We start from the raw sequence: 20,532 nt of genomic DNA on the forward strand, positions 1-20,532 counted from the left end.
CCGGCACCGCGCGGGCCGCCCTCCCGCCAGTTTCTCCGGGCCGTTTGTCTAGCGCTGGCGTGCCCGGCCGCCCAAACAAAAATCCCCGCCGGTTCGCACCAGCGGGGATTTTTTCGATCGGGCCGCATGCCAGGAACCTGGCGCGGCGGGCGGGTCATTTAGACGCGCTTGATCTTTTCCAGCATCTTGAACACACCCTTGGGCGACTTGACGAACAAGCGCTTGAAGGCCTTGCCCAGGCAACGGCGTTCCAGGGTGTTGCGACGCACGCGTTTGCGTTCAGCCATGTTGATTCTCCTGTTGAATTTGCGGAAATCGAATTAGCGGGGCGAAGCCGCCTTCAAGCTTGGCTTGCGGGTGTCTTCGACCCGGCCGCACAACCGGAAACTGGGCTGGCGGGGAAATTGGGTAACTCGGCATTCTAGCCTGAAAGTGGCGAGGGCGCCAATTTGGGGGGGCTTGCCTGGAGACCCGGTAACGTCAAAAAATAGGGGCGCATTTAACTTGGTAAGCCCCCTTTCGGTCCGCTCCGTGTGCAGGACATGCATCGACAGGCCAACTAATTGGCCCCTTCGCACACGCGAGAGCCCCATCATCCCGACGCAAGACACCGCGTAAGCCTCAAAAGGCCGCCCGCGCGGCCGGTTTGAGGCGGACCCCGCAAGATCCTCCGCTCCACTCCTGATAGTCACCAGCACGCCAAGCAAGCCGACCGCCCCAACGCCCGAGGCTAAGTCTCATCGTGAGCGCGTGGCGGGATCGGCGGGGATGGCGGGGCGTGTAGATGCGCCCGACGGAATCTGAAGGGAAGGCCGAAGGCCTGGACGAAGATGAGGAAGGGGCAGTCCGGAGCGAAGGCTCCGGACCGCAATCGTAGCCCCGCCATCCCCGCCGATCCCGCCACGCGCGGCGCAAGAACCCCGCATCGCCCAAAAACAAAGACTACTCAGCCGGCCCCAACTTAGGCCGAATGAAATCCATGAACGCCCGCGTCTTGGCCGGCTGAATACTCGACGGATACACCACGTAGATCGAAATCGGATCCACCGACCACCCCGGCAACACCCTTCGCAACGAATTGCGCTTGATGATCGGATCCAGCGCCTGGCAATGCGGCATCCGCGTGATCGCCAGGTCCAGCCCCGCCAGCGTCCCCGCGATGCTCATGTTGTTCGCCGCCAGATGCCCGCTCACCGGCACCTGCTCGCTCACCCGCCCATTGTGCAGCGTCCAATGCGAATGCGCGTCATCGATCGTCGTGCGCAGGCATTGGTGCCGCGTCAGGTCCGACGGCGTCTTCGGTTCGCCGAAGCGTTCCAGATAGCGGTCCGAGGCATAAAGATAGTTGTCCAGCGACACCAGCTCCTGCACCACCGCGCCATCGCTGCGCGGCACCGGCGCGCCGCCATTGCCGTTGCCATTGTCGATGCTGGCAACCGGATAGTCGCTGTTGCGGCCGAATCGCAGCACGATGTCGAACGGCGTGCCCTGGGCGTCCGACGCCGTCATCATGCTCAGGTCGAACTCGCATTCCACCTCCGGATAGCGATCCGTGAAATCGTTGATTGTCTCCGGCAGCAGCCAGATCGCCAGGCTGTAGGGCATCGACACCCGCAGATTGCCCGACGGGCCGCCCGACAGCGCCTGCAGCTGCTCGTGCGCCAGGCGCGCCTCGTCGATCAGGCCCTGGCAGCGGCTCATGTAGGCCGCGCCGGCCTCGGTCAGGTCCAGGCGCCGGGTGTTGCGGTTGATCAGGCGCAGCCCGATCGCCCGTTCCAGCTCGTTGATACGGCGTGACAGCGTCGAGGTGGGCATGTTCAGGGCCCGGGCGGCCAGGCTGAAGCTCTTGCGCTTGGCAACCTCTACGAACAAGGCGATGTCATTGAGCTGGACGGTCGAAGCTTCCATAGGCATTCCGGTTTGGGCCGCCCGAGTTTACGCCACTCCGGCCAGGCACCCAATGACCAGGACCGTCGCCTAGGATAAGTCTGGAAATCCATGGATTGTCAGATTTGATTGCAAATTTGCATGCCATGGCATCAGTTGGCGCGGGCATATCCCCTACACTTCAGGCGAAAACAACACAGACCAAGACCGCAGCGGTTATCCGGAAATCGCAAAGGGGCCCAGTTCGCATGACCGACACGCCGACGTTCTTCACCGTTCTGACGCCCACCTACAACCGGGCGGGCACGCTGCATCGGGTGTATGAATCGCTTTCCCGCCAGACGTTCCGGGACTTCGAGTGGGTGATCGTGGACGATGGCTCCACCGACAACACGCACGAGGCCGTGCTCGACTGGCAGCAGCGCGCCGATTTTCCCATCCGCTATTTCTGGCAGAACAACCAGCACAAGAAAACCGCCTTCAACTGCGGCGTGCGCCAGGCGCGCGGCGAGCTGATCGTCGCCCTGGACAGCGATGACGAAATGCCGCCCGAATCGCTGGCCACCTTCAAGGCCGCCTGGGAGGCTATTCCGCCGGCCCGCCGCGATTCGTACGTGGCCGTGACCGGTCTTTGCGCGCGTCCCGACGGCAGCATCGTGGGCGACCGCTATCCCCAGGACGTGTTCGACAGCACCGCGGTCGACGTGTATTTCCGCTATCGCATCAAGGGCGAGAAGTTCGGCTGTATGCGCACCGACATCCTGCGCAAGTTTCCCTTTCCCGAGGACGTGGCCGGCTTCGTCCCCGAGAGCCTGGTGTGGTGGGCGATCGCTCGGGCCGGCTACCTCAGCCGCTTCATCAATCAGGTGGTGCGCACCTACCACGACACCCCGGGCGGCCTGAGCCAGGGCGCGGTCTCGGTGGGCAACAACGCCCAGGGCCTGTACCTGCTGGCCTGGGACATGCTGCAGCATCACCTGGAATTCTTCCGCTTCCGGCCGCGTGAATTCGTCATGGCCGCTGCGCGCTACACCCGCTTTCGCCTGCACCTGAAGCACTCCGGCGTGCCGACGGCGGTGCAGGCCTACCGCCTGACCAACCCGTGGGCGCGCCTGATGGTCGGCGTGATGTGGCCGCTCGGGTACGCGCTGTACCGCCGCGACCGGCGCCGCGGCGTGGCCTGAGCCGCGGCGGCCCGCGGCGATCGCTACGCCGAGGCCGGCGCGGCGTGGCCCAATCCCAGATAGACCTCGACCACGCGCGGATCCTCCGCCACCTGCGCGGCCGGACCCTCCAGGGTGACGGCGCCGGTTTCCAGCACATAGGCGTAATCGGCCACCTGCAGCGCGGCGCGCGCGTTCTGTTCGATCAGCAGGATCGACACGCCCATGCCGCGCAACTGCTCGACGATGCGGAACACTTCGCGCACGATGCGCGGCGCCAGGCCCAAACTGGGTTCGTCCAGCATCAGCAGGCGCGGCTTGGCCATCAGCGCGCGGCCCACCGCCAGCATCTGGCGTTCGCCGCCGGACAGCGTGCCCGACAGCTGCGCGCGGCGTTCGCGCAGCCGCGGGAACAGGTCGTAGACCTCGGCCAGCGTCTGGTCCTGGTCGCGCAGGCCGCGGCGGAAGCGGTCGAAGGCGCCCAGCATCAGGTTGTCCTCCACCGACATCTCGGCGAACAGCTCGCGTTTCTCCGGCACCAGGTTCATGCCGGCCGCCACCATTTCCTCGATCTCGGCGTGCTCCTGGCGCTTGCCGCCGAACACGATCTCGCCGCGCGAGGGCAGCACGCCCATGATGGCCGACAGCAGGGTGGTCTTGCCGGCGCCGTTGGGGCCGATGACGGTGACGATCTTGCCCTCGTCCACCGACAGGCTGACGCCCGAGACGGCCTCGACCTTGTCGTAGGCCACGCGCAGGTCGCGCACTTCCAGCAGTTTCGCGCTCATCATTCCACTCCGCCCAGATAGGCTTCCAGCACCGCGGGGTTGTGCTGGATCTCCGCCGGCAGGCCCTCGGCGATCTTCTCGCCGAAGTCCATCACCACCACGCGATCGACCAGGCCCATCACGAAATCCATGTCGTGCTCGACCAGCAGGATCGCCATGCCTTCGGCGCGCAGCTTCTTCAGCAGCTCGGCCAGTTCGCATTTTTCCTGATAGCGCAGGCCGGCGGCCGGTTCGTCCAGCAGCAGGATGCAGGGATCCGACGCCAGCGCCCGCGCGATCTCCAGGATGCGCTGCTGCCCCAGCGCCAGCGAGCCGGCCTCGTCGTGCAGGTGTTTGCCCAGGCCGACGCGCTCGACCTGGCGCGCCGCCTCGGCCAGCAGGCGGGCCTCCTCGGCGCGGTCCAGGCGCCAGGCGGCCGGCAGCACGCCGCGATGGCCGCGCAGGTGGGCGCCGATGGCGACGTTCTCCAGCACGCTCATGCGGCCCAGCAGGCGCACGTGCTGGAAGGTGCGCGACAGGCCCAGGCGGGCGATGCGGCGCGCGCCGGCGCCGGCCACCTGCTGGCCCAGTAGCGTGACCTGGCCGGAGGTGGGCGTGTCCACGCCCGAGATCTGGTTGAACATGGTGCTCTTGCCGGCGCCGTTGGGGCCGATCAGCGCCAGGATCTCGCCGGCGCGGATCTCCAGGTTCATGGCGTTGTTGGCGACCAGGCCGCCGAACTTGCGGGTCACGTCGACCGCCTTCAGCACCACCTCGCCGCGCGGCGGCATCGGCTTGCGCGGCAGCGGCTCGGCCTGGCTGTCGATCTGGCGCTGGCGCTTGCGCACCGGCACGCAGCGCGCCAGCACCGGCCACAGGCCGCCGCGGAAGCGGTGCAGCAGCAGCACCATGCCGAAGCCGAACACGATCACCTCGAAGTTGCCGGTCTGGCCCAGCAGCTTGGGCAGCCAGTCCTGCAGCCATTGCTTGAGCACCGTGAATACGCCCGCCCCGACCAGCGCGCCCCACACCTGGCCGGCGCCGCCGATGACGGTCATGAACAGGTACTCGATGCCCATCTGCAGGCCGAACGGGTTCGGATTGACGAAGCGCTGCATGTGCGCGTACAGCCAGCCCGAGGCGCAGGCCTGCAGCGCGGCGATGATGAAGATCACCATGCGCGAGCGGGCCGTGTCCACGCCCATCGATTCGGCCATGACACGGCCGCCCTTGAGGGCGCGGATGGCGCGGCCCTCGCGCGAATCGAGCAGGTTGCTGGTCGACCACATGGCCACCAGCAGGAAGGCCCAGATCAGGTAGTAGATCTCATCGCCCTGCGTCAGTGCCCAGCCGAACAGGTGGATGGCCGGCACGTCGGGGATGCCGGTGTGGCCGCCCAGGCCCTCGACCGAGCCGAAGGCGAAGTACAGCGACAGGCCCCAGGCGATTGTGCCCAGCGGCAGGAAGTGGCCGGACAGCTTGAGCGTGATGGCGCCCAGCAGGTAGGCCACCACCAGCGTCAGCAACAGGCCGGCCAGCAGCGTCAGCCAGGGCGAGGCGCCGAGCCACGCCAGCCAGGCGGGCAGGGCGTCGGCGCGGGTGGTGAGCAGCGCGGTGGTGTAGGCGCCGACGCCGACGAAGGCCGCCTGGCCGAAGCTGGTCAGGCCGCCCACGCCGGTCAGCAGCACCAGCCCCAGCGCCACCATGGCGTACAGGCCGATGTAGTTCAGCAGCGTGACGTAGAACGGCGGCAACGCCAGCGGCGCGGCCGCCAGCAGCGCCAGGAACACAAGGACGAGGTGGCGCGGGGTCATTCTTCTTCTTCCTCGACGTGGTGGCTTTTCAGGGAGCGCCAGAGCAGCACGGGGATGATCAGCGTGAAGACGATGATCTCCTTGTAGGCGCTGGCCCAGAACGAGGAGAAGGCCTCGATCAGGCCGACCAGCACGGCGCCGGCGGCGGCCAGCGGGTAGCTCACCAGGCCGCCGATGATGGCGCCGACGAAGCCCTTCAGGCTGACCATGAAGCCGGAATCGAAATACATGGTGGTGATGGGCGCGATCAGGATGCCCGAGACGGTGCCGATCAGCGCCGCCAGGAAAAACGTGGCCTTGCCGGCGAACACCGGTGAAATGCCCATCAGGCGCGCGCCGAGCCGGTTGAAGGCGGCCGCGCGCAAGGCCTTGCCGTACATCGAGCGCTCGAAGAACTGGTACAGCACCACGATCAGCAGCGCCGACACCGCCACTACCCACAGCGCCTGGCTGTTGACGTTGACCGGACCCAGCGCCAGGCTGGCGTCGCTGAACGGCGCGGTGCGCGCGCCTTCGGCGCCGAAGGCCAGCAGGCCCAGGCCGACCAGCGCCAGGTGCACCGCGATCGACACGATCAGCAGCACCAGCGTCGAGGCCGAGGCGATCGGCTGGTAGAACAGGCGGTACAGCTGCGGGCCCATCGGCACCACCAGCAGCAGCGTCAGCAGCGCCTGCACGGCCATCGGCAACTGCGCCAGCGGCAGGCGGTAGAACAGCGCGGCCAGCAGCAGGGGATACACCACCTTGGCGATGATGCGCCACAGCGGCGCGCGGCGTCCCGGCCGCCTGCCGCGCGCCATCAGGTCGGCCACGGCTTCGGCCAGCGCGAACGCCAGCAGCAGCCACACCAGCAGCACCGGCTTGCCGGCCTGCAGCGCGGCCATGGTGAGCGCGCCGAAGGCGACGAACTCGCCCTGGGGGATGAACAGCACGCGGGTAACGGTAAAGACCAGCAGGATGGACAAGGCCAGCAGCGCGTAAATGGCGCCGTTGGTGATGCCATCCTGCCCGAGTATCAGGGCGATCTGAGCATTCATCGGTACTTCCGGATAAAACGGAAAAACACTGCAGGGGTTTTATCCCCCCGAAGCGCTGCGCGCCTCCCCCCGGGGGGCATGCCTGCGGACCGGCAAAGCCGGCTCCGCGGCATCTCGATGGGGCAGCGTTCAAGGGGGGTTACTTGACTAGCGTCCAGTTGCCGTCCTTGACGGTGATGAGTTCGCGGCCGCGGTCGTCGAAGCCGCTGTGGTCGGCGGCGCTCATGTTGTAGACGCCCTGGGTGCCGACCAGCTCGCGGGTCTGCTCCAGCGCGTCGCGCAGCGCGCTGCGGAATTCCTTGGTGCCCGGCTTGCCGGCCTTCTCGGCCAGCGGAATGGCCTTCTCCAGCAGCAGGCCGGCGTCGTAGACGTTGGCGCCGAAGGTGGCGGGCTTGGAGCCGTTGAGCTTTTCGTAGGCGGCGATGTAGTCGCTGGCGACCTTCTTGGACGGGTTGCTGTCGGGCATTTCCGGCAGCACCAGCATCAGGCTGGCGGCCAGCACGGTGCCTTCGACCTTCTTGCCGCCGAGCTTGAGGAAGTCGGGCAGCGCGGCGCCGTGGGTCTGGTAGAACTTGCCCTTGTAGCCCTGGTCGAACAGCGTCGCCTGCGGCAGCACGCTGGCGGCGCCGGGGGCGGCCACCAGCACGGCGTCGGGCTTGGCCGCCAGGATCTTCAGCGCCTGGCCGGTGACCGAGCTGTCAAAGCGCAGGTAGCGTTCGTTGGCGGTGATCTTGATGCCCTTTTCGGCCGCCAGGCCGGAGAACACCTTGTACCAGTTCTCGCCATACGGATCGTTCAGGCCGATGAAGCCGACCGTCTTGATGCCGGTCTTGGCCATGTGGTCGACCAGCGCGCGGGCGATGATGTCATCGTTCTGGGTGGTCTTGAAGACCCACTTCTTCTGCTCGTTCATCGGCAGCACCACGGCGGCGGTGCCCACCGGCGCCAGCATCGGCACGCCGGCCTCGGCGGCGAACTGGATCACGCCCATGGCGTTGGGCGAGCCCGACGGCCCGATCAGGGCGTCCACGTTCTGTTCGGTGATGAGCTTCTTGAAGGCCGTGACCGAGTTGGTGGAATCGCTGGCGTCGTCCAGCGAGATGTATTCCACGGTCAGGTCGCCGATCTTCTTGGGCAGCAGCGGCACGGTGTTCTTTTGCGGGATGCCGACCAGCGCGGTGGGGCCGGTGGATGAGGTGACCACGCCGACCTTGACCTGGGCCAGGACGGGCAGGGAGACCAGCGTGGCCAGCACGGCGGCGGCCAGGGGGAGTTTCTTCGACAGCATGGCAAAACCTCCGGATAGGGGGCAGAGTGGGTGCGGCTGGAAAACGGAGAAAACGGATACCGCGGAAATTGCTTTTGGTTTCAACTTTCTGGCACTGCACTGTAGACGCGGTCTGCGTGCTTACCTATCCGTCAAAACCCGAAGCGGATGCGTGGGACGCCGGTCAGATGGTGATGGAACTGACGCTGGCGCCGCCGCAGACGAACAGCGTCTGGCCGGTGACGAAGCTGTTGGCGGGGTCGGCGAAGAACATCACCGCCCGCGCCACGTCGTCCGAGCGTCCCAGGCGCTTGACCGGGATGCCGTTGGCAAGCTGCTTTTCGCGTTCGCTGCCGGGTTCGATCACTTCGTAGAACATGTCGGTCTGGATCGGGCCGGGCGCCACCACGTTGACGGTGATGCCAAAGGGGGCCAGTTCCAGCGACCAGGTGCGCGCCATGCCGACCATGCCGGCCTTGGTGGCCGAATAGGCGGTGCGGGTGGGCAGGCCCAGCGCGCCGCGCGAGGACATCATGACGATGCGGCCGAAATGGCGTTCCTGCATGCCGGGCAAGGCCGCCTGCACCAGGCTGATGGCCGCGCCCAGGTGGATCTGGGTCAGGCCGTGCAGTTCCTCCTGGGTCACCTGCGGCAGCAGGTTGGGCCAGATGACGCCGGCGTTGTGGATGACATGGCTGACCGGAAAGCGCGCCGCGATCTCGGCGCCGGCCTGGGCCGTGGCGTCGGCGTCCAGCAGGTCGACCTGCACGTTGTGCAGGCGCGGGTGGCTGAAGTCGGCGGCGCGGCGCGCCATCGAGATCACTTCGTAGCCCGCGTCGAGCATGCTGCGGCAGATTTCGGCGCCGATGCCGGCGCTGCCGCCGGTGACGATGGCGACGTTGGTTTGCGTCATGGTGAATCCCCCTGTGTTCTGTTGTTCTTGACGGCCGCTCAGGCGCGCGGCGCCAGCGCCAGCACCCGCAGCGGGCTGCCCGAGCCGCTGCGGATCTTGAGCGGCGCCGAGAAGATCACCGCGCCGGTGGGCGGCAACTGGTCCAGATTGGTCAGGCACTGCAGGCCGTAGCGGTTGTTGCCGTGCATGAAATAGTGGCAGGGGTAGGGCGGATTCAGGTGATGGGCCTGGCCGGCGTCGGTGCCCACCGACTCCGTGCCGAAGCCATGCACGTCGCGTTCCTTGATCAGCCACGGCACCACCTCGGCGTCGGGGCCGGGCGAATGCGCGCCATCTTCCCGCATGTTCAGGTATTCGGCCGGCTTGGCGCGCTTGGACCAGTCGGTGCGCATCAGCACCCAGGAACGGGCCGGGATGCGGCCATGCTGTTCCTCCCACTTCTTGACGAAGTCGATGGTCAGCAGGAAGTCCGGGTTGTCGCGCGCTTCGGCCGAACAGTCGATGACGCAGGCGCCGGCGATGAAGGCCTCGACCGGGATGGTGTCCACGGTGTTGTCGGGCTGGTCTTTGCCGGTGACCCAGTGCACCGGCGCATCGAAGTGGGTGCCGGTGTGCTCGGAGCACGAGAAATTGTTCCAGTACCAGGCCGGGCCGCGCTCGTCGTAGCGCGAGATTTCCTCGATGCGGAACGGCCAGGCCTGGCCGAATTCCGGCGGCAGCACGATGGTGGGGAATTCGGGCGTCAGCGTCTCGGTCAGGTCCACCAGGCGGATGCGGCCCGACACCAGTTCGGTCATGAATTGGGCAAGTATGGGTTGGCTCATCTGTTGCTCCTTTGGTTTTCGTGTCGGGGCGTCAGGCGCCCAGTTCCCGTTCCAGTCCCTTGGGGTTCTCCGCCAGCCGCGCGCGGAATTCCTGCGCCACGTCGCCGACGTACACGTCCTCGACGCCATCCTTCAGCGCACGCACGATGGCGCTCGCGATGGCCGCGGGCGCCACGCGCGGGGGCGGCGTGCGCTGCTCCCATTCGTGGTCGACCGGGCCGGGAAACACGTTCACCACCCGCACGCCGGCCGGCCGCATTTCGGCGCGCAGGCACTGCGCCAGCGACAGCGCGGCAGCCTTGGAGGCCGACCACATGCCGCGCGCCGGCAGGTTGAGGTGGGCGTAGATCGACAGCACGTTGACCCAGGCCGTGGCGTTGTTGACGCCGTCGGCGGCGCGGCCGCACAGCGCTGGCCCGAAACCCTGCGCCAGCCGCATCAGGCCCAGCACATTGACGTCCAGGGCGTCGCGCGCGGTGTTGACGTCCTTGCGGCCGAGCAGGCCGCCTTCGCGTTCCAGGTCGGCGGTGTTGACCAGGATCTCGACCTTGCCGCCGATCGATGCGGCGGCGCGTTCGACCGAGTCGCTGTCGGTCACGTCCAGCGCCAGCGCCTGCACCCGCGGATCGGCCGCCAGCGCGTCGAAGCCGGCGTCGCGGCGCCAGGCCTGCGGATCGCCCAGGAACACGGTCGGGCAGCCGGCGTCGAGCAGGGCGCGCGCCACCGCCTGGCCCACCGCCGACTTGCCGTCGGTGACCAGCGCCCGGCGGAATTTCGGATCGCACGAGGTCTCGCGCAGGGTCTTGTCGTCTTCCATATTGGGCGTATTCCTTTCGGGCAGGGCGATCATCACGGCCTGGCCGCCGCGGTCGAGCTTGAGCGCCAGCCGCACGCGGGCGCCGTCGGCGCAATCCTGGTGCACGTGCGCCACCACCGACGGGCCTGCGTCCATGCGCACCGTGCCCACGCGCCACGGCAGGCGTTCACGGAAATAGAGGTCGTTGCTGTGGTGCAGGGTGGTGCTGACCAGCAGTTCCCCATGCGGGTCCACCGGCCGCCAGGGCAGGCGTTCCGACAGGCAATGGCCGCAGACCTCGCGCGGCGGGTACTGCACCGCGCCGCAATCGGAGCACGTCTGCAGCTCGAAACGGCTTTCGGCGGCCGCGGCCGTCAGGCCCAGGGCGGCGCGGCTGCGGGCGCCCGGCGGCAGGGTCGGCTGGCGCGTGCGCGCCACCGGGTTCTTGCGCGGCGGCTTGGCTAGCGGCTCGGTCATGCGGCGCTCCTGGCCAGGATGGCCGCGGCGGTGCACAGCCCGCGGTCGTAGTTGATCATGCCGAAGCCGCTGACCAGGCCCAGGCGCGCGTCGGCCACCTGCGTGCCGCCGGCCGTGCCGGTCAACTGGCGCAGCGCCTCGACCATGCCGAGGTAGCCGCCGGCGGCGCCGGCCTGGCCCACCGACAACTGGCCGCCGTTGGTGTTGAAGGGGAAGCTGCCGTCGATGGTGAAGGTGTTGGCGCGCACGAATTGCGGCGCCTCGCCCTTGGCGCAGAAGCCCAGGTCTTCCATCTGCATCAGGTTGATGACGGGGTAGTCGTCGTAGGCCTGCAGGAAGTCCATGTCGGCCGGCGCCGCGTCCGCCATGCCGTAGAGTTCGTCGATGTCCATGGTCCAGCCGCCGCGGGTCTGGATCGGGTCCTCGATCCAGGCGTTGTGGCGCTCGATGGTGGACAGGATGCGGGCGTAGGGCAGGTTCAGCGCCCGCGCCCGGTCTTCGCTCATCACCAGGAAGCCGTCGGCGCCAGCGCAGGGCATGACGCAGTCGAACAGGTGGATCGGGTCGGTGATGACGCGCGCGTCCAGGTATTGCTTGAGCGTCAGCGGCTTCTTCATCAGCGCGTGCGGATAGCGCAGCGCGTTGTCGCGCTGCGCCACGCAAACCTTGCCGAAGTCCTCGCGAGTGGCGCCGGTGCTGCGCATGTAGTGCGCGGTCAGCAGCGCGAAGCTGGCGTTGGGGCCGCCCGCGCCATAGGGGTAGACCGCGTCCTGGGCGAAGCGCGAGAACTGGCTGACGGTGTTGCGGAACGAGTCGACCTGGTTGGTGTCGCCCGCGATGCAGGCGACGATGCCGGCGTCGCCCGCCTGCACCGCGCGCGCGGCGCGGCGCAGCGCGGCCACGCCGCTGGCGCCGCCCATGGGGATGTGGTCGAGCCAGCGCGGGCTCATGCCCAGGTGCTGGGTCAGGCCCACGGCGGTGTCCGGCGCCAGCGTGAAGCTGGACACGCACAGGCCGTCGACGTCGGTCTTGGCGATGCCGGCCTGGCGGATCAGCGCGCCCAGCGCGCGGCCCAGCCACCAATGCGCGGCATGGGTGGAATAGCGCTCGTACGGAATGCTGACGGGCAGGGCCGCCACCACGCCGTCGTAGCGGGCGCGCGGCGGGGTCATCGGGCCGGCTCCTGGCGCTTCTTCATCGCGGTGGTGTCGACGCAGTTCGTGCTGCCGGGCAGCGTCGGCGCCAGCGCCTTCATTTCGCCGCGCTGGATCTTGTTGGTGGTGGTGAGCGGCAGGCTGTCGACGAAGGCGACGTAGCCGGGCGCCTTGTAATAGGCCAGTTGTTGCAGGCTCCACTGCACGATGTCGCGGGCCGCGTCGGCGCGGGCGGCGGCGTCGGCGGGCGCGGTTTCCGCCACCACGCAGGCCAGCACCTCGTCGCCGCGCACCGGGTCGGGCACGGCGGCCACCGCCACGGCCTTGACCAGCGGATGCTGCAGCAGCACGCTTTCGACTTCCACGGCGGAGATGTTCTCGCCGCTGCGGCGGATCACGTTCTTCTTGCGGTCGACGAAGCGCAGCGCGCCGTCGGCCTCGCGGCGCACGATGTCGCCGGTGTGGAACCAGCCGTCCTCCCAGGCCTGCGAAGTGGCCTCGGCGTCCTTCAGGTAGCCGGCGAAGAAGCCGTAGCGCGGGTCATCGCCGGCATGGCGCACCAGCAGCTCGCCCGGCTCGCCGGCGGCGGCCTCGCCGCCGTGATCGGCGACGATGCGCACCAGCACGTCATCCTCTTCGCGGCCGAAGCAGCTGCTGCCGATGTGGCGCGGCTCCTGGTTGGCGATGATGACGGCCCCGGCGCCGGTTTCGGTCATGGCCCAGGCTTCCAGCAGCGGAAAACCGAAGCGTTCCTCAAAGGGCTGGTGCAGCTTGCGGTCGACGCCCGCGCCGAAACCGAATCGGATGGCTGGCTGCCTGTCCCGCGCGGACGGCTCGGCCTTCATCAGGATCGCCGGCATCACGCCCAGGTAGTGCAGCACGGTGGCGCCGGATTCGCGCACGCTGTCCCACCAGGTCTTGGGATGGAAGCGGTCCAGTGGAATCAGGCAGCCGCCGGTCAGCACCATGGCCATGGCGGAATAGGCCATGGCGTTCATGTGCACCAGCGGCAGCGGCGTCAGCATGCGCTCCTCGCCGGGGCGCAGCTCGGCCAGGCCGCCGATGCGGGCGTACCAGCCGCCCGCGTGCAGGAAATAGCGGTTCGGCAGGATGCAGCCCTTGGGACGGCCGGTCGTGCCGGACGTGTACAGCAGCGCGCACTCGGTCAGTTCATCCGGCTCGCCCGCCAGCGGCGCGGGGAAGGGCGCGGCGGGCGGGGCGTCGTCCGGCCCCATCACGCGCAGCGGCTGGCCGGCGCGCTCGGCGGCGGCCAGCAGGTCGGCGTGGCGTTCGGGCAGGGCCACCGCCAGCGCGATCTCGGAATGGCCGGTCAGGTACTCCAGTTCGGCCGCGCGCAGATCGGGGTTGATCGGCACCACCGACACGCCCAGCGCGTTCAGCGCGAACCAGTGCAGGAAGAAGGCGGGGCGGTTTTCCAGCAGCAGGCCGGCGCGGTGGCCGTGGCCGTAGCCGGCGCGGGCATAGGCCGTCCGCAGCGTCTCGATGGCGGCGGCAGCCTGCGCATAGCCCAGTTCGCCGGCGCCGATGCCGTAGATGTCGGCGGTTTCCGGCAGGATGCACAGGAAGGGCCGGGCGCCGTGCCGGGCCGCGGTGTCCAGGAAAGCCTGGTGGACGGTGGTGCTCACAAGCCGCTCCTACATGAACAATTGGATGTTGCCGAACGCGGCGTCGCAGTTCACCAGGTCGACGCGCTTGAGGCGGATACGCAGCGCGCCGTCCTGCTCGACCAGGTGATGGGTGGCCCAGCCGGCGTACAGCGTCTGCGCGTCCTGCCGCGTCTCCACGTAATGGAAGGCGGTGCGCACCACGTGGCGGCCCTGGTCCGGCGCCGAATCGGGATGGTCGTGTTCGACCGTGGGCGCCTGTAGCAGATGATGGCAGCGGCTCTTGGGCTGCTGCGAGAAGGTGCGCTGGCCGGCCAGGCGTTCGACCCGCACGCGCAGCAGCAGCTTGTCCTCGTACATGAGCGAGGCGTGCAGGCGGGCGTCGGTCTGGCCGTGGGCCAGCGGCATCCAGTAATGGCCGTCCTCGGTGTACAGATCCAGCCAGTCCTCGAAGCGCAACTCGTCGAGCAGGCGCGCCTCGGCGTAGACGAAATCGATCAGGTCGCGGTCGCTCAAGCTCATGCCTGCTCCGTCATGTAGCGGCCCCATGCGCGGTATTGGTTGCGCATCTGCCATTCGTTGGTGCCGTTGGTGGTGACGTTCTTCTGGCCGATTTCGGCGGGGTCGTACAGGCGGCCGACGTTGACCCAGTCGCGGGCGCGCGATTGCAGGCCATCCTGCGCGCGCTCGTACATCTCCAGGTCGTCGTGGCCGACCACCGAGGTGGGCGCGTTGATCAGGCGGTTGTACATGAGGGTGCGTTCCAGCAGCAGGTCGGGCGCGCCGACCAGGCGGAAGGTCCACGACTCCACCAGGGTGCGGTCGGCGGCGATCGGCTTGAACACGCGCAGGGTCTGGATCGGGCCCTTGACCATGATGTTGGGGAAGTACACGGTGTTGTGGCGCACGTCGCCCAGGATCTGGCGGGCGCGTTCCTCGCCATAGGCGGCGACCATCGACTCCCAGTAACCCGGAACGCCCGAATAGGCGGCGTGGATCGAATCGGACACGCCGGTGTGTCCGTGGCCGTTTTCCCAGACGCGGATGCCCATGTTCTCGAAGAACTCGTAGGGCGAGATGAATGGCGCGAACAGTTCCACCGCCATCGGCTTGGGCGTGCCGGCCGGGGCCTGTTCCCAGACCTTGACCGCGGTGCCGGCCGACGACTCGTGCGCCACCATCGGATGGCAGGTGTCGGTCTGGTTGTCGAGCAGCATCTTCCAGTTGCAGCGGTGCATGTAGCGCAGCACGCCGCCGGCCACTTCCAGCCGGCCCTCGGGCGAGCGGTCGACCATGTTGTCCAGCGTCGACAGCGCGTCGCCGAAGAAGTCCTCGAACGACTGGCCGTTGGGATTCAGGCGGCAGAACACGAAGCCGCGGTGGTTGCGCACGTCTTTCACCGCCGCCATGCCCTGGCTGGCCTCGCACTGCTCCAGGCCGGTGTTTTCATAGCCTTTTTTCAGCGGGATCGACAGCAGGCTGCCGTCGGTCTTGAAGGTCCAGGCGTGGTACGGGCAGCGGAAGAACTTGCCGGTGTTGCCGCAGGCGTCGCCCGCCACCATGGTGCCCTTGTGCGGGCAGCGGTTGTGCAGCACGCGCACCGAACGGTCGCTGTGGCGCACCATCACCACCGGCTGGTTGCCGACGGTGGTGGTGATGTAGTCGCCGGGGTTGGGCACCTGGCTGTCGTGGCCGACGTAGACCCAGGTGTTGGCGTATAGCCGTTCCATCTCCAGGTCGAACAGTTCGTCGTCGATGAACAGGTCCTTGTGCACCTCGGTCTCGCGCAGCAGGGCGCGGATGGCGTCGGGGTTGTCGCGGTATTTGGCCATGGGAGTCTCCTCTTGTCGCGCCCGGCCCTACAGGTCCAGCACCAGGCGCGCCGACTTGGCGCGCGAGATGCAGATCTGGATGATCTTGCCGCTGGCTTTCTCGGTATCCGACAGGTAATAGTCGCGGTGGTCCGGCTCGCCCTCCAGCACGGTGGCCTGGCACACGCCGCACTCGCCGCGCTTGCAGTCGTACATCGGGTCGCAGCCTTCTTCTTCCATGACGTCGACGATGGTCTTGTCGGCGGGAATCGTCAGCACCCGACCGGACTGGCGCAGCTCGACCTCGAAGGGCTGGTCGCCCGCCTGTGGCGCGGCGGTCGCGAACAGCTCGAAATGGATGTGGGCGTCGGGCCAGTGGCGGGCGCGCGCTTCCTGGATGACGGCGTCGATCAGGCCCTTGGGGCCGCAGACGTACAGGTGCTGGCGCGGGCTGGCGGCGTCCAGCAGCGCCTTCAGGTCGAAGCGGCAGGAAGCGTCGTCGTCCGCATGCGGCACCAGCGCGTCGCCGGCCAGCGCCTGCAATTCCGGCAGGAACGCCAGTTGGTCGCGGCTGCGGCCGCTGTAATGCAGTTCGAAGGCGCGGCCGGCGGACTTGAGCGCCGCGGCCATCGACGCCACCGGCGTGATGCCGATGCCGCCGGCGATCAGCACCACTGGTTCGTCGCCAGCCGGACCCTCGTGCAGCGGGAAATCGTTCTTCGGTCCTTCGACGCTGAGCGTGTCGCCCACCGCCAGGCCATGCATGTGGCGCGAGCCGCCCGCGCTGGCTTCTTCCAGCCGCACGCCCAGGCGGTATTCGACGGGTTCGGCGAAGCGGCCGGCTTCCGGCGTCAGTTGCACCAGCGAGTAGCAGCGCGGTTCGCGCAGGCCCGGCACGCTGACCTTCAGGTGGGCGCCGGGGCCGAAGGCGGGCAGGGCGCCGCCGTCTTCGCGCGCCAGGCGCAGCGAGCGGATCAGCGGCGATTCCTGGCGGACTTCACGGACGATGAGTTTCAGGGTTTGCACGGCGTTCGTCTCTATCTCGATGTCAGGCGGCCAGTTTCTCGGCCAGTTGGCGTTCCATGGGGCCGCATTTCTCGTCGGCCAGCGCGGCCTGGCGCAAGGCGCGCAGCGAAGCCGCCGCATCGGGCCGGCCCGCCAGTTGGGCGGCGGCCGCGATCAGTTGACGGTACTTGCCGCCGCCGCGCGCGTGGGTGTCGCTGTAGCCCTTGACCAGGCGGCGGCAGTTAACGGTCTCGACCGCCAGGTCGTAGTCGCGCGGCGCCAGGCTGGCGATCAGGTCGAGCCATTGGGTCAGGCCCTCGGATTCGATCTGGTGGCGCAGCGTGCGGCGGCGGAAACGCCGCATGCCGGCCAGCGTGTACAGCATCAGGAAGCCGCCCAGCGTGCCGCTCTGCATGCGGCGTCCCTTGCCCAGGCGGCGTTCGACGAAACCGCCGAAGGCCTTCGACCGTTCGAGCCAGCGGCCCAGCCCGGCCGGCAGCGTGCCGCAGATTTCCTCCAGCCGCGGATGCATGAATTCGGTGGTGTAGACCAACTGGTCCGGCTTGGCGCCAACCTCGGCGCGCACCCGCTCGAAGCGGCTGCCGCGCGTCTTCAGGTCGGCCACGCGGATCACGTCGTCATAGGCCATGGCGGTGGCCAGGTAGCGCGCGGCGGCACAGGTCAGCGCCCATTGCTTCGATTCGCCGCCGTGGCGCGCGTCGAGTTCGCGGATCGCGGCCATGCGGGCCAGGTAGTCCTCGGCATAGGCCAGGTCCTGGAACTCGATCTGGCGGCGCGCGCCGGCCGTCAACATCGGCTGCGCACAGGCGGGGAAATCGCGCGTGATGCGATCCAGCAAGGCCTGCGCCTTCGGGCTGGCGGCGCGTTCGGGCACGACGGGCTGCGGGCGGGTCAGATCAATCGCGGCCGGCTGCGCGGGCGCCTGGTCGGCGGCCTCGAAGCCGAGCGCGAAGGCGCGCAGGCTGGCGTCCACGCCGACGCCGGCGCGGCGCACGGTCGCCTCGAAGTCGTCGCGCGAGAACGGCAGCGCGCCGCTGCCGGCGACGGCGCCGAACAGGCTGGCGCTGATGACGCTGCCGGCGCGGTCGGCCAGGTCCTGCAGGTCGAAGCAGAGGAAGCGGCGGGCCGCCGCGCGGCCGGCCTCCAGCACCTTGTTGGGATCGGCGATGCCGTTGCCCGGCGCCGATTTCTCGCTGACCGCGTAGCTGCGGTGCGACGAGGCGATCAGCACGCTGCGGTCGGGCGTCACCAGCCCGCGCTGGATGGCGCGGCCGCCTTCCATCAGTTCGGCCGCCACCACCAGATCGACGTCGCCCGGCGTGGGCATCAGCGCCAGCGCGGGCGGGCGGCCGGCGCGGGCCACGTCGGACTCGGGCAGCAGCTCCAGGTAATAGATGGTGGCGCCGGTGCGCTGCGCCACGCCCGGCACCGAGGTGGTCTGGGCCCACCAGCCGGCGTGCTCGGCCATGTCGACGATCCAGTCGGCCAGCACGCCGCCGCCCTGGCCGCCCATGGCCAGGATGGCGATCTTGATGGGAGTGCCTTGCTGCAATGCCACCGGGTTCATGGGGCGGGTCCTCACAGGGCGAATTTGGCCAGGCGCGCTTCGCGGCGGCGCTGCAGGTAGCCGATCACGCCCTGGCGCAGGCGCGCCAGGAAACGGTCGCGGCCGCTGGGGTTGTGGACGATGTCGGCGCGGTAGAACGACGGGCACAGCACGGCGGCGTGCGCCACTTCGCCGCAGTTGCCGCAGCCGACGCAACTGCTCTCGACGTGGGCGACCGGATCTTCCTTGAGGGGATCGCCGCTGTCCTTGACCGTCAGCGACGGGCAGCCGGACAGCCGGATACAGGCATGGTCGCCGGTACAGACGTCGGGGTCGACGCCGAAGCGTTCCTTGACCACGCGCTTGCCGGCCTTGACCGCCTGGTTGAACAGCGGCTTGATGCGGCGCTGCTTGTTCAGCATGCATTCCGACTGGGCGATGATGACCTTGGGGCCCTTGATGTCGGTGGTCAGCGCTTCCTCGATGGTGGCGCGCACCTTGGCCACGTCATAGGTGCGGTCCAGCGTGCGCACCCACTTCACGCCCACGCCGCGCACGGCCTGGTCGATGGGATTGTTGGTGGAGCGGTCCGGATTCTCGGCGCGCGAGGACAGGATGTCCTGCCCGCCGGTGGCCGAGGCATAGAAGTTGTCGACGATGACGATGACGCCGTCGTACTTGTTGAACACCGCGTTGCCGATGCCCGAGGCCAGGCCGTTGTGCCAGAAGCCGCCGTCGCCCATGATCGAGATGGGCCGCTTGGCCGCGGGCACGTTGAAGGCCGCGGCGCTGGACGCGCCCAGGCCGTAGCCCATGGTGGTCGCGCCCAGGTTGAACGGCGGCAGAATCGAGAACAGGTGGCAGCCGATGTCGCAGGAGATATGGTGCTGGCCCAGCTTTTCCTGCGCCAGCGTCAGGGCCGAGAAGATCGGCCGCTCCGGACAGCCGGTACAGAAGCCGGCCGGGCGCGGCGGCACCACCGCGGCCAGTTCCGCGACGTGCTTGTGGAAGGTGATGGGCTGTTCGGCCGGACGCGGCGCGGGCTTGGGCCGGGTGATCTCGGTGACCTGCAGCGCGGGCTCGGCGGCGCCGGCGTCGGCGGCCACGGCTGGATGGGTCTGCAGCGATTCGGGGCGTTCGCGCTTGAGGAATTCGCGCAGGCCGTCGCGCATCACCTGGGTGGTGTATTCGCCCGCCATCGGCAGCACGTCCTTGCCGGACAGCTTCGTATCGACGCCGGCCTTGCGCAGCACCGCGTGCAGGGCCTGTTCCAGGTAGTCGGGCTGGCCTTCCTCCAGCAGCAGCACGGCGCGCTTGCCGCGGCAGAAGTCGATGACCTCGTCCTCGATCACGGGGTAGGCCACGTTCATCACATACAGCGGGATGCGGCTGTTGCCGAAGTTGTCGGCCAGGCCCAGCAGTTGCAGGGCGCGGATCACGCCGTTGTACAGGCCGCCCTGCAGGATCAGGCCGATGTCGTCCTGGTCGCCGTCGAAGTGCTCGTTGAGCCTGTGCTCCTTGATATAGCGGATGGCGGCGGGCCAGCGTTCCTTGATCTTTTCCTGCTCGTGCAGGAACGAGGCCGGCGGCAGCACGATGCGGCTGGTGTCGCGCGCCGGGCTTTCCAGCGCCTGGGCCAGCGAGAACGCCGGCCGCTGGTTGTCCTTGGCAATGAAGCGGCCGTGCACGTGGCAGCCGCGGATGCGCAGTTGCAGCATCACTGGCGTCTTGCTGGCCTCCGACAGCGCGAAGCCGTCTTCCACCGCCTTGACCATGCTTTCCAGGTTAGGGCGCGGATCGAGCAGCCAGATCTGCGATTTCATGGCGAACGCGTGCGAGCGTTCCTGCATGATGGACGAGCCTTCGCCGTAGTCTTCGCCGACGATGATGAGCGAGCCGCCGGTGACGCCGCCCGAGGCCAGGTTGGCCAGCGCGTCGGAGGCGACGTTGGTGCCGACGGTGGATTTCCAGGTGACCGCGCCGCGGATCGGGTACATGACCGAGGCGGCCAGCGTGGCGGCGGCGGTGGCTTCCGAGGCGCTGGCCTCGAAGTGCACGCCGAGTTCCTGCAGGATGTCGTTGGCGTCGGCCAGCACGTCCATCAGGTGCGAGATGGGCGAGCCCTGGTAGCCCGCGACATAGCCCACGCCGGACTGCAGCAGCGCCTTGGTGACCGCGAGAATCCCCTCGCCGCGGAACTCCTCGCCCGCGCCGATGCGCAACTGCTGGACTTCTTTCTTGAAAGACCTTTCAGCCATCTCGAACTCCTCCACGCGGACCGGCATCCGGGTCCCGAAGCCATGCTGCTGCGCAGCACGCCCATGTCACGAAATTTCGCTCTGAAAAATACTTTAGGAGTCAACGTTTTAGCTGTCAACAAAAAAGATGAAATTTCATGGAATCAAAAAAATATCACGCGAAAACA

At 68.2% G+C, this 20,532-nt stretch carries 17 protein-coding genes; 1 reads left to right on the plus strand and 16 read right to left on the minus strand.

What is annotated here, in order from left to right; genetic code table 11:
• Positions 1-158 precede the first annotated feature (158 nt).
• Positions 159-287 (minus strand): hypothetical protein, encoded by a 129-nt coding sequence (locus tag AAID08_RS04835; RefSeq protein ID WP_006226408.1) that lies wholly within the window; start codon positions 285-287, stop codon positions 159-161.
• A 655-nt stretch (positions 288-942) separates the two neighbouring features.
• Positions 943-1,908 carry a LysR family transcriptional regulator gene (locus AAID08_RS04840; RefSeq protein ID WP_054416487.1) on the minus strand — a complete coding sequence of 322 codons (966 nt, stop codon included), beginning with the start codon at positions 1,906-1,908 and terminating at the stop codon, positions 943-945.
• 227 nt (positions 1,909-2,135) lie between these two features.
• Between AAID08_RS04840 and AAID08_RS04845 the strand changes: the two genes are divergently transcribed.
• Positions 2,136-3,071: a glycosyltransferase family 2 protein gene (locus tag AAID08_RS04845; protein WP_395757410.1), complete on the plus strand. Its 936-nt coding sequence runs from the start codon at positions 2,136-2,138 to the stop codon at positions 3,069-3,071.
• Between the two features lie 23 nt (positions 3,072-3,094).
• Here the strand turns inward: AAID08_RS04845 and AAID08_RS04850 are convergent, their stop codons facing one another.
• The 14 genes from AAID08_RS04850 to AAID08_RS04915 all read right to left on the minus strand — a co-directional run bounded on the left by AAID08_RS04850 (position 3,095) and on the right by AAID08_RS04915 (position 20,365).
• Positions 3,095-3,838 carry an ABC transporter ATP-binding protein gene (locus AAID08_RS04850; RefSeq protein ID WP_049071591.1) on the minus strand — a complete coding sequence of 248 codons (744 nt, stop codon included), beginning with the start codon at positions 3,836-3,838 and terminating at the stop codon, positions 3,095-3,097.
• Positions 3,838-5,631, minus strand: coding sequence for an ATP-binding cassette domain-containing protein (locus AAID08_RS04855; RefSeq protein ID WP_063580711.1), 1,794 nt, complete (start codon positions 5,629-5,631; stop codon positions 3,838-3,840). Before AAID08_RS04855 ends, AAID08_RS04850 begins: the two co-directional genes overlap by 1 nt.
• A complete protein-coding gene (locus tag AAID08_RS04860) occupies positions 5,628-6,668 on the minus strand; it encodes a branched-chain amino acid ABC transporter permease (RefSeq protein WP_395757411.1) in 1,041 nt (346 codons plus the stop codon). Before AAID08_RS04860 ends, AAID08_RS04855 begins: the two co-directional genes overlap by 4 nt.
• Before the next feature lie 139 nt (positions 6,669-6,807).
• Positions 6,808-7,956 (minus strand): ABC transporter substrate-binding protein, encoded by a 1,149-nt coding sequence (locus tag AAID08_RS04865; protein ID WP_054501802.1) that lies wholly within the window; start codon positions 7,954-7,956, stop codon positions 6,808-6,810.
• Positions 7,957-8,119: 163 nt separating this feature from the next.
• Positions 8,120-8,848: an SDR family NAD(P)-dependent oxidoreductase gene (locus AAID08_RS04870; RefSeq protein WP_026382659.1), complete on the minus strand. Its 729-nt coding sequence runs from the start codon at positions 8,846-8,848 to the stop codon at positions 8,120-8,122.
• A gap of 38 nt (positions 8,849-8,886) precedes the next feature.
• Positions 8,887-9,672, minus strand: coding sequence for a cyclase family protein (locus AAID08_RS04875; RefSeq protein ID WP_054447005.1), 786 nt, complete (start codon positions 9,670-9,672; stop codon positions 8,887-8,889).
• Positions 9,673-9,703: 31 nt separating this feature from the next.
• Positions 9,704-10,945 (minus strand): SDR family NAD(P)-dependent oxidoreductase, encoded by a 1,242-nt coding sequence (locus AAID08_RS04880; protein ID WP_175142066.1) that lies wholly within the window; start codon positions 10,943-10,945, stop codon positions 9,704-9,706.
• Positions 10,942-12,117, minus strand: a complete 1,176-nt coding sequence (locus AAID08_RS04885; protein WP_395757412.1) for a thiolase family protein — start codon at positions 12,115-12,117, stop codon at positions 10,942-10,944. Before AAID08_RS04885 ends, AAID08_RS04880 begins: the two co-directional genes overlap by 4 nt.
• Positions 12,114-13,745, minus strand: coding sequence for an AMP-binding protein (locus tag AAID08_RS04890; protein ID WP_395757413.1), 1,632 nt, complete (start codon positions 13,743-13,745; stop codon positions 12,114-12,116). Before AAID08_RS04890 ends, AAID08_RS04885 begins: the two co-directional genes overlap by 4 nt.
• 9 nt (positions 13,746-13,754) lie before the next feature.
• Positions 13,755-14,246, minus strand: coding sequence for an aromatic-ring-hydroxylating dioxygenase subunit beta (locus AAID08_RS04895; protein ID WP_049071602.1), 492 nt, complete (start codon positions 14,244-14,246; stop codon positions 13,755-13,757).
• Positions 14,243-15,556, minus strand: a complete 1,314-nt coding sequence (locus AAID08_RS04900) for an aromatic ring-hydroxylating dioxygenase subunit alpha (RefSeq protein WP_395757414.1) — start codon at positions 15,554-15,556, stop codon at positions 14,243-14,245. The genes AAID08_RS04895 and AAID08_RS04900 overlap by 4 nt, the downstream gene beginning before the upstream one ends.
• A gap of 27 nt (positions 15,557-15,583) precedes the next feature.
• Complete coding sequence (locus tag AAID08_RS04905; protein ID WP_175168347.1) at positions 15,584-16,561, minus strand: PDR/VanB family oxidoreductase; 978 nt, start codon at positions 16,559-16,561, stop codon at positions 15,584-15,586.
• Positions 16,562-16,583: 22 nt separating this feature from the next.
• On the minus strand, positions 16,584-18,128 hold the full coding sequence (locus AAID08_RS04910) for an indolepyruvate oxidoreductase subunit beta family protein (protein WP_395757415.1): 1,545 nt from the start codon (positions 18,126-18,128) through the stop codon (positions 16,584-16,586).
• 11 nt (positions 18,129-18,139) lie between these two features.
• A complete protein-coding gene (locus AAID08_RS04915; protein ID WP_175144763.1) occupies positions 18,140-20,365 on the minus strand; it encodes an indolepyruvate ferredoxin oxidoreductase subunit alpha in 2,226 nt (741 codons plus the stop codon).
• Between the last annotated feature and the right edge of the window lie 167 nt (positions 20,366-20,532).

Source organism: Achromobacter sp. EB05 (assembly GCF_044232075.1).
Classification (GTDB): Bacteria; Pseudomonadota; Gammaproteobacteria; order Burkholderiales; family Burkholderiaceae_B; genus Achromobacter; species Achromobacter dolens.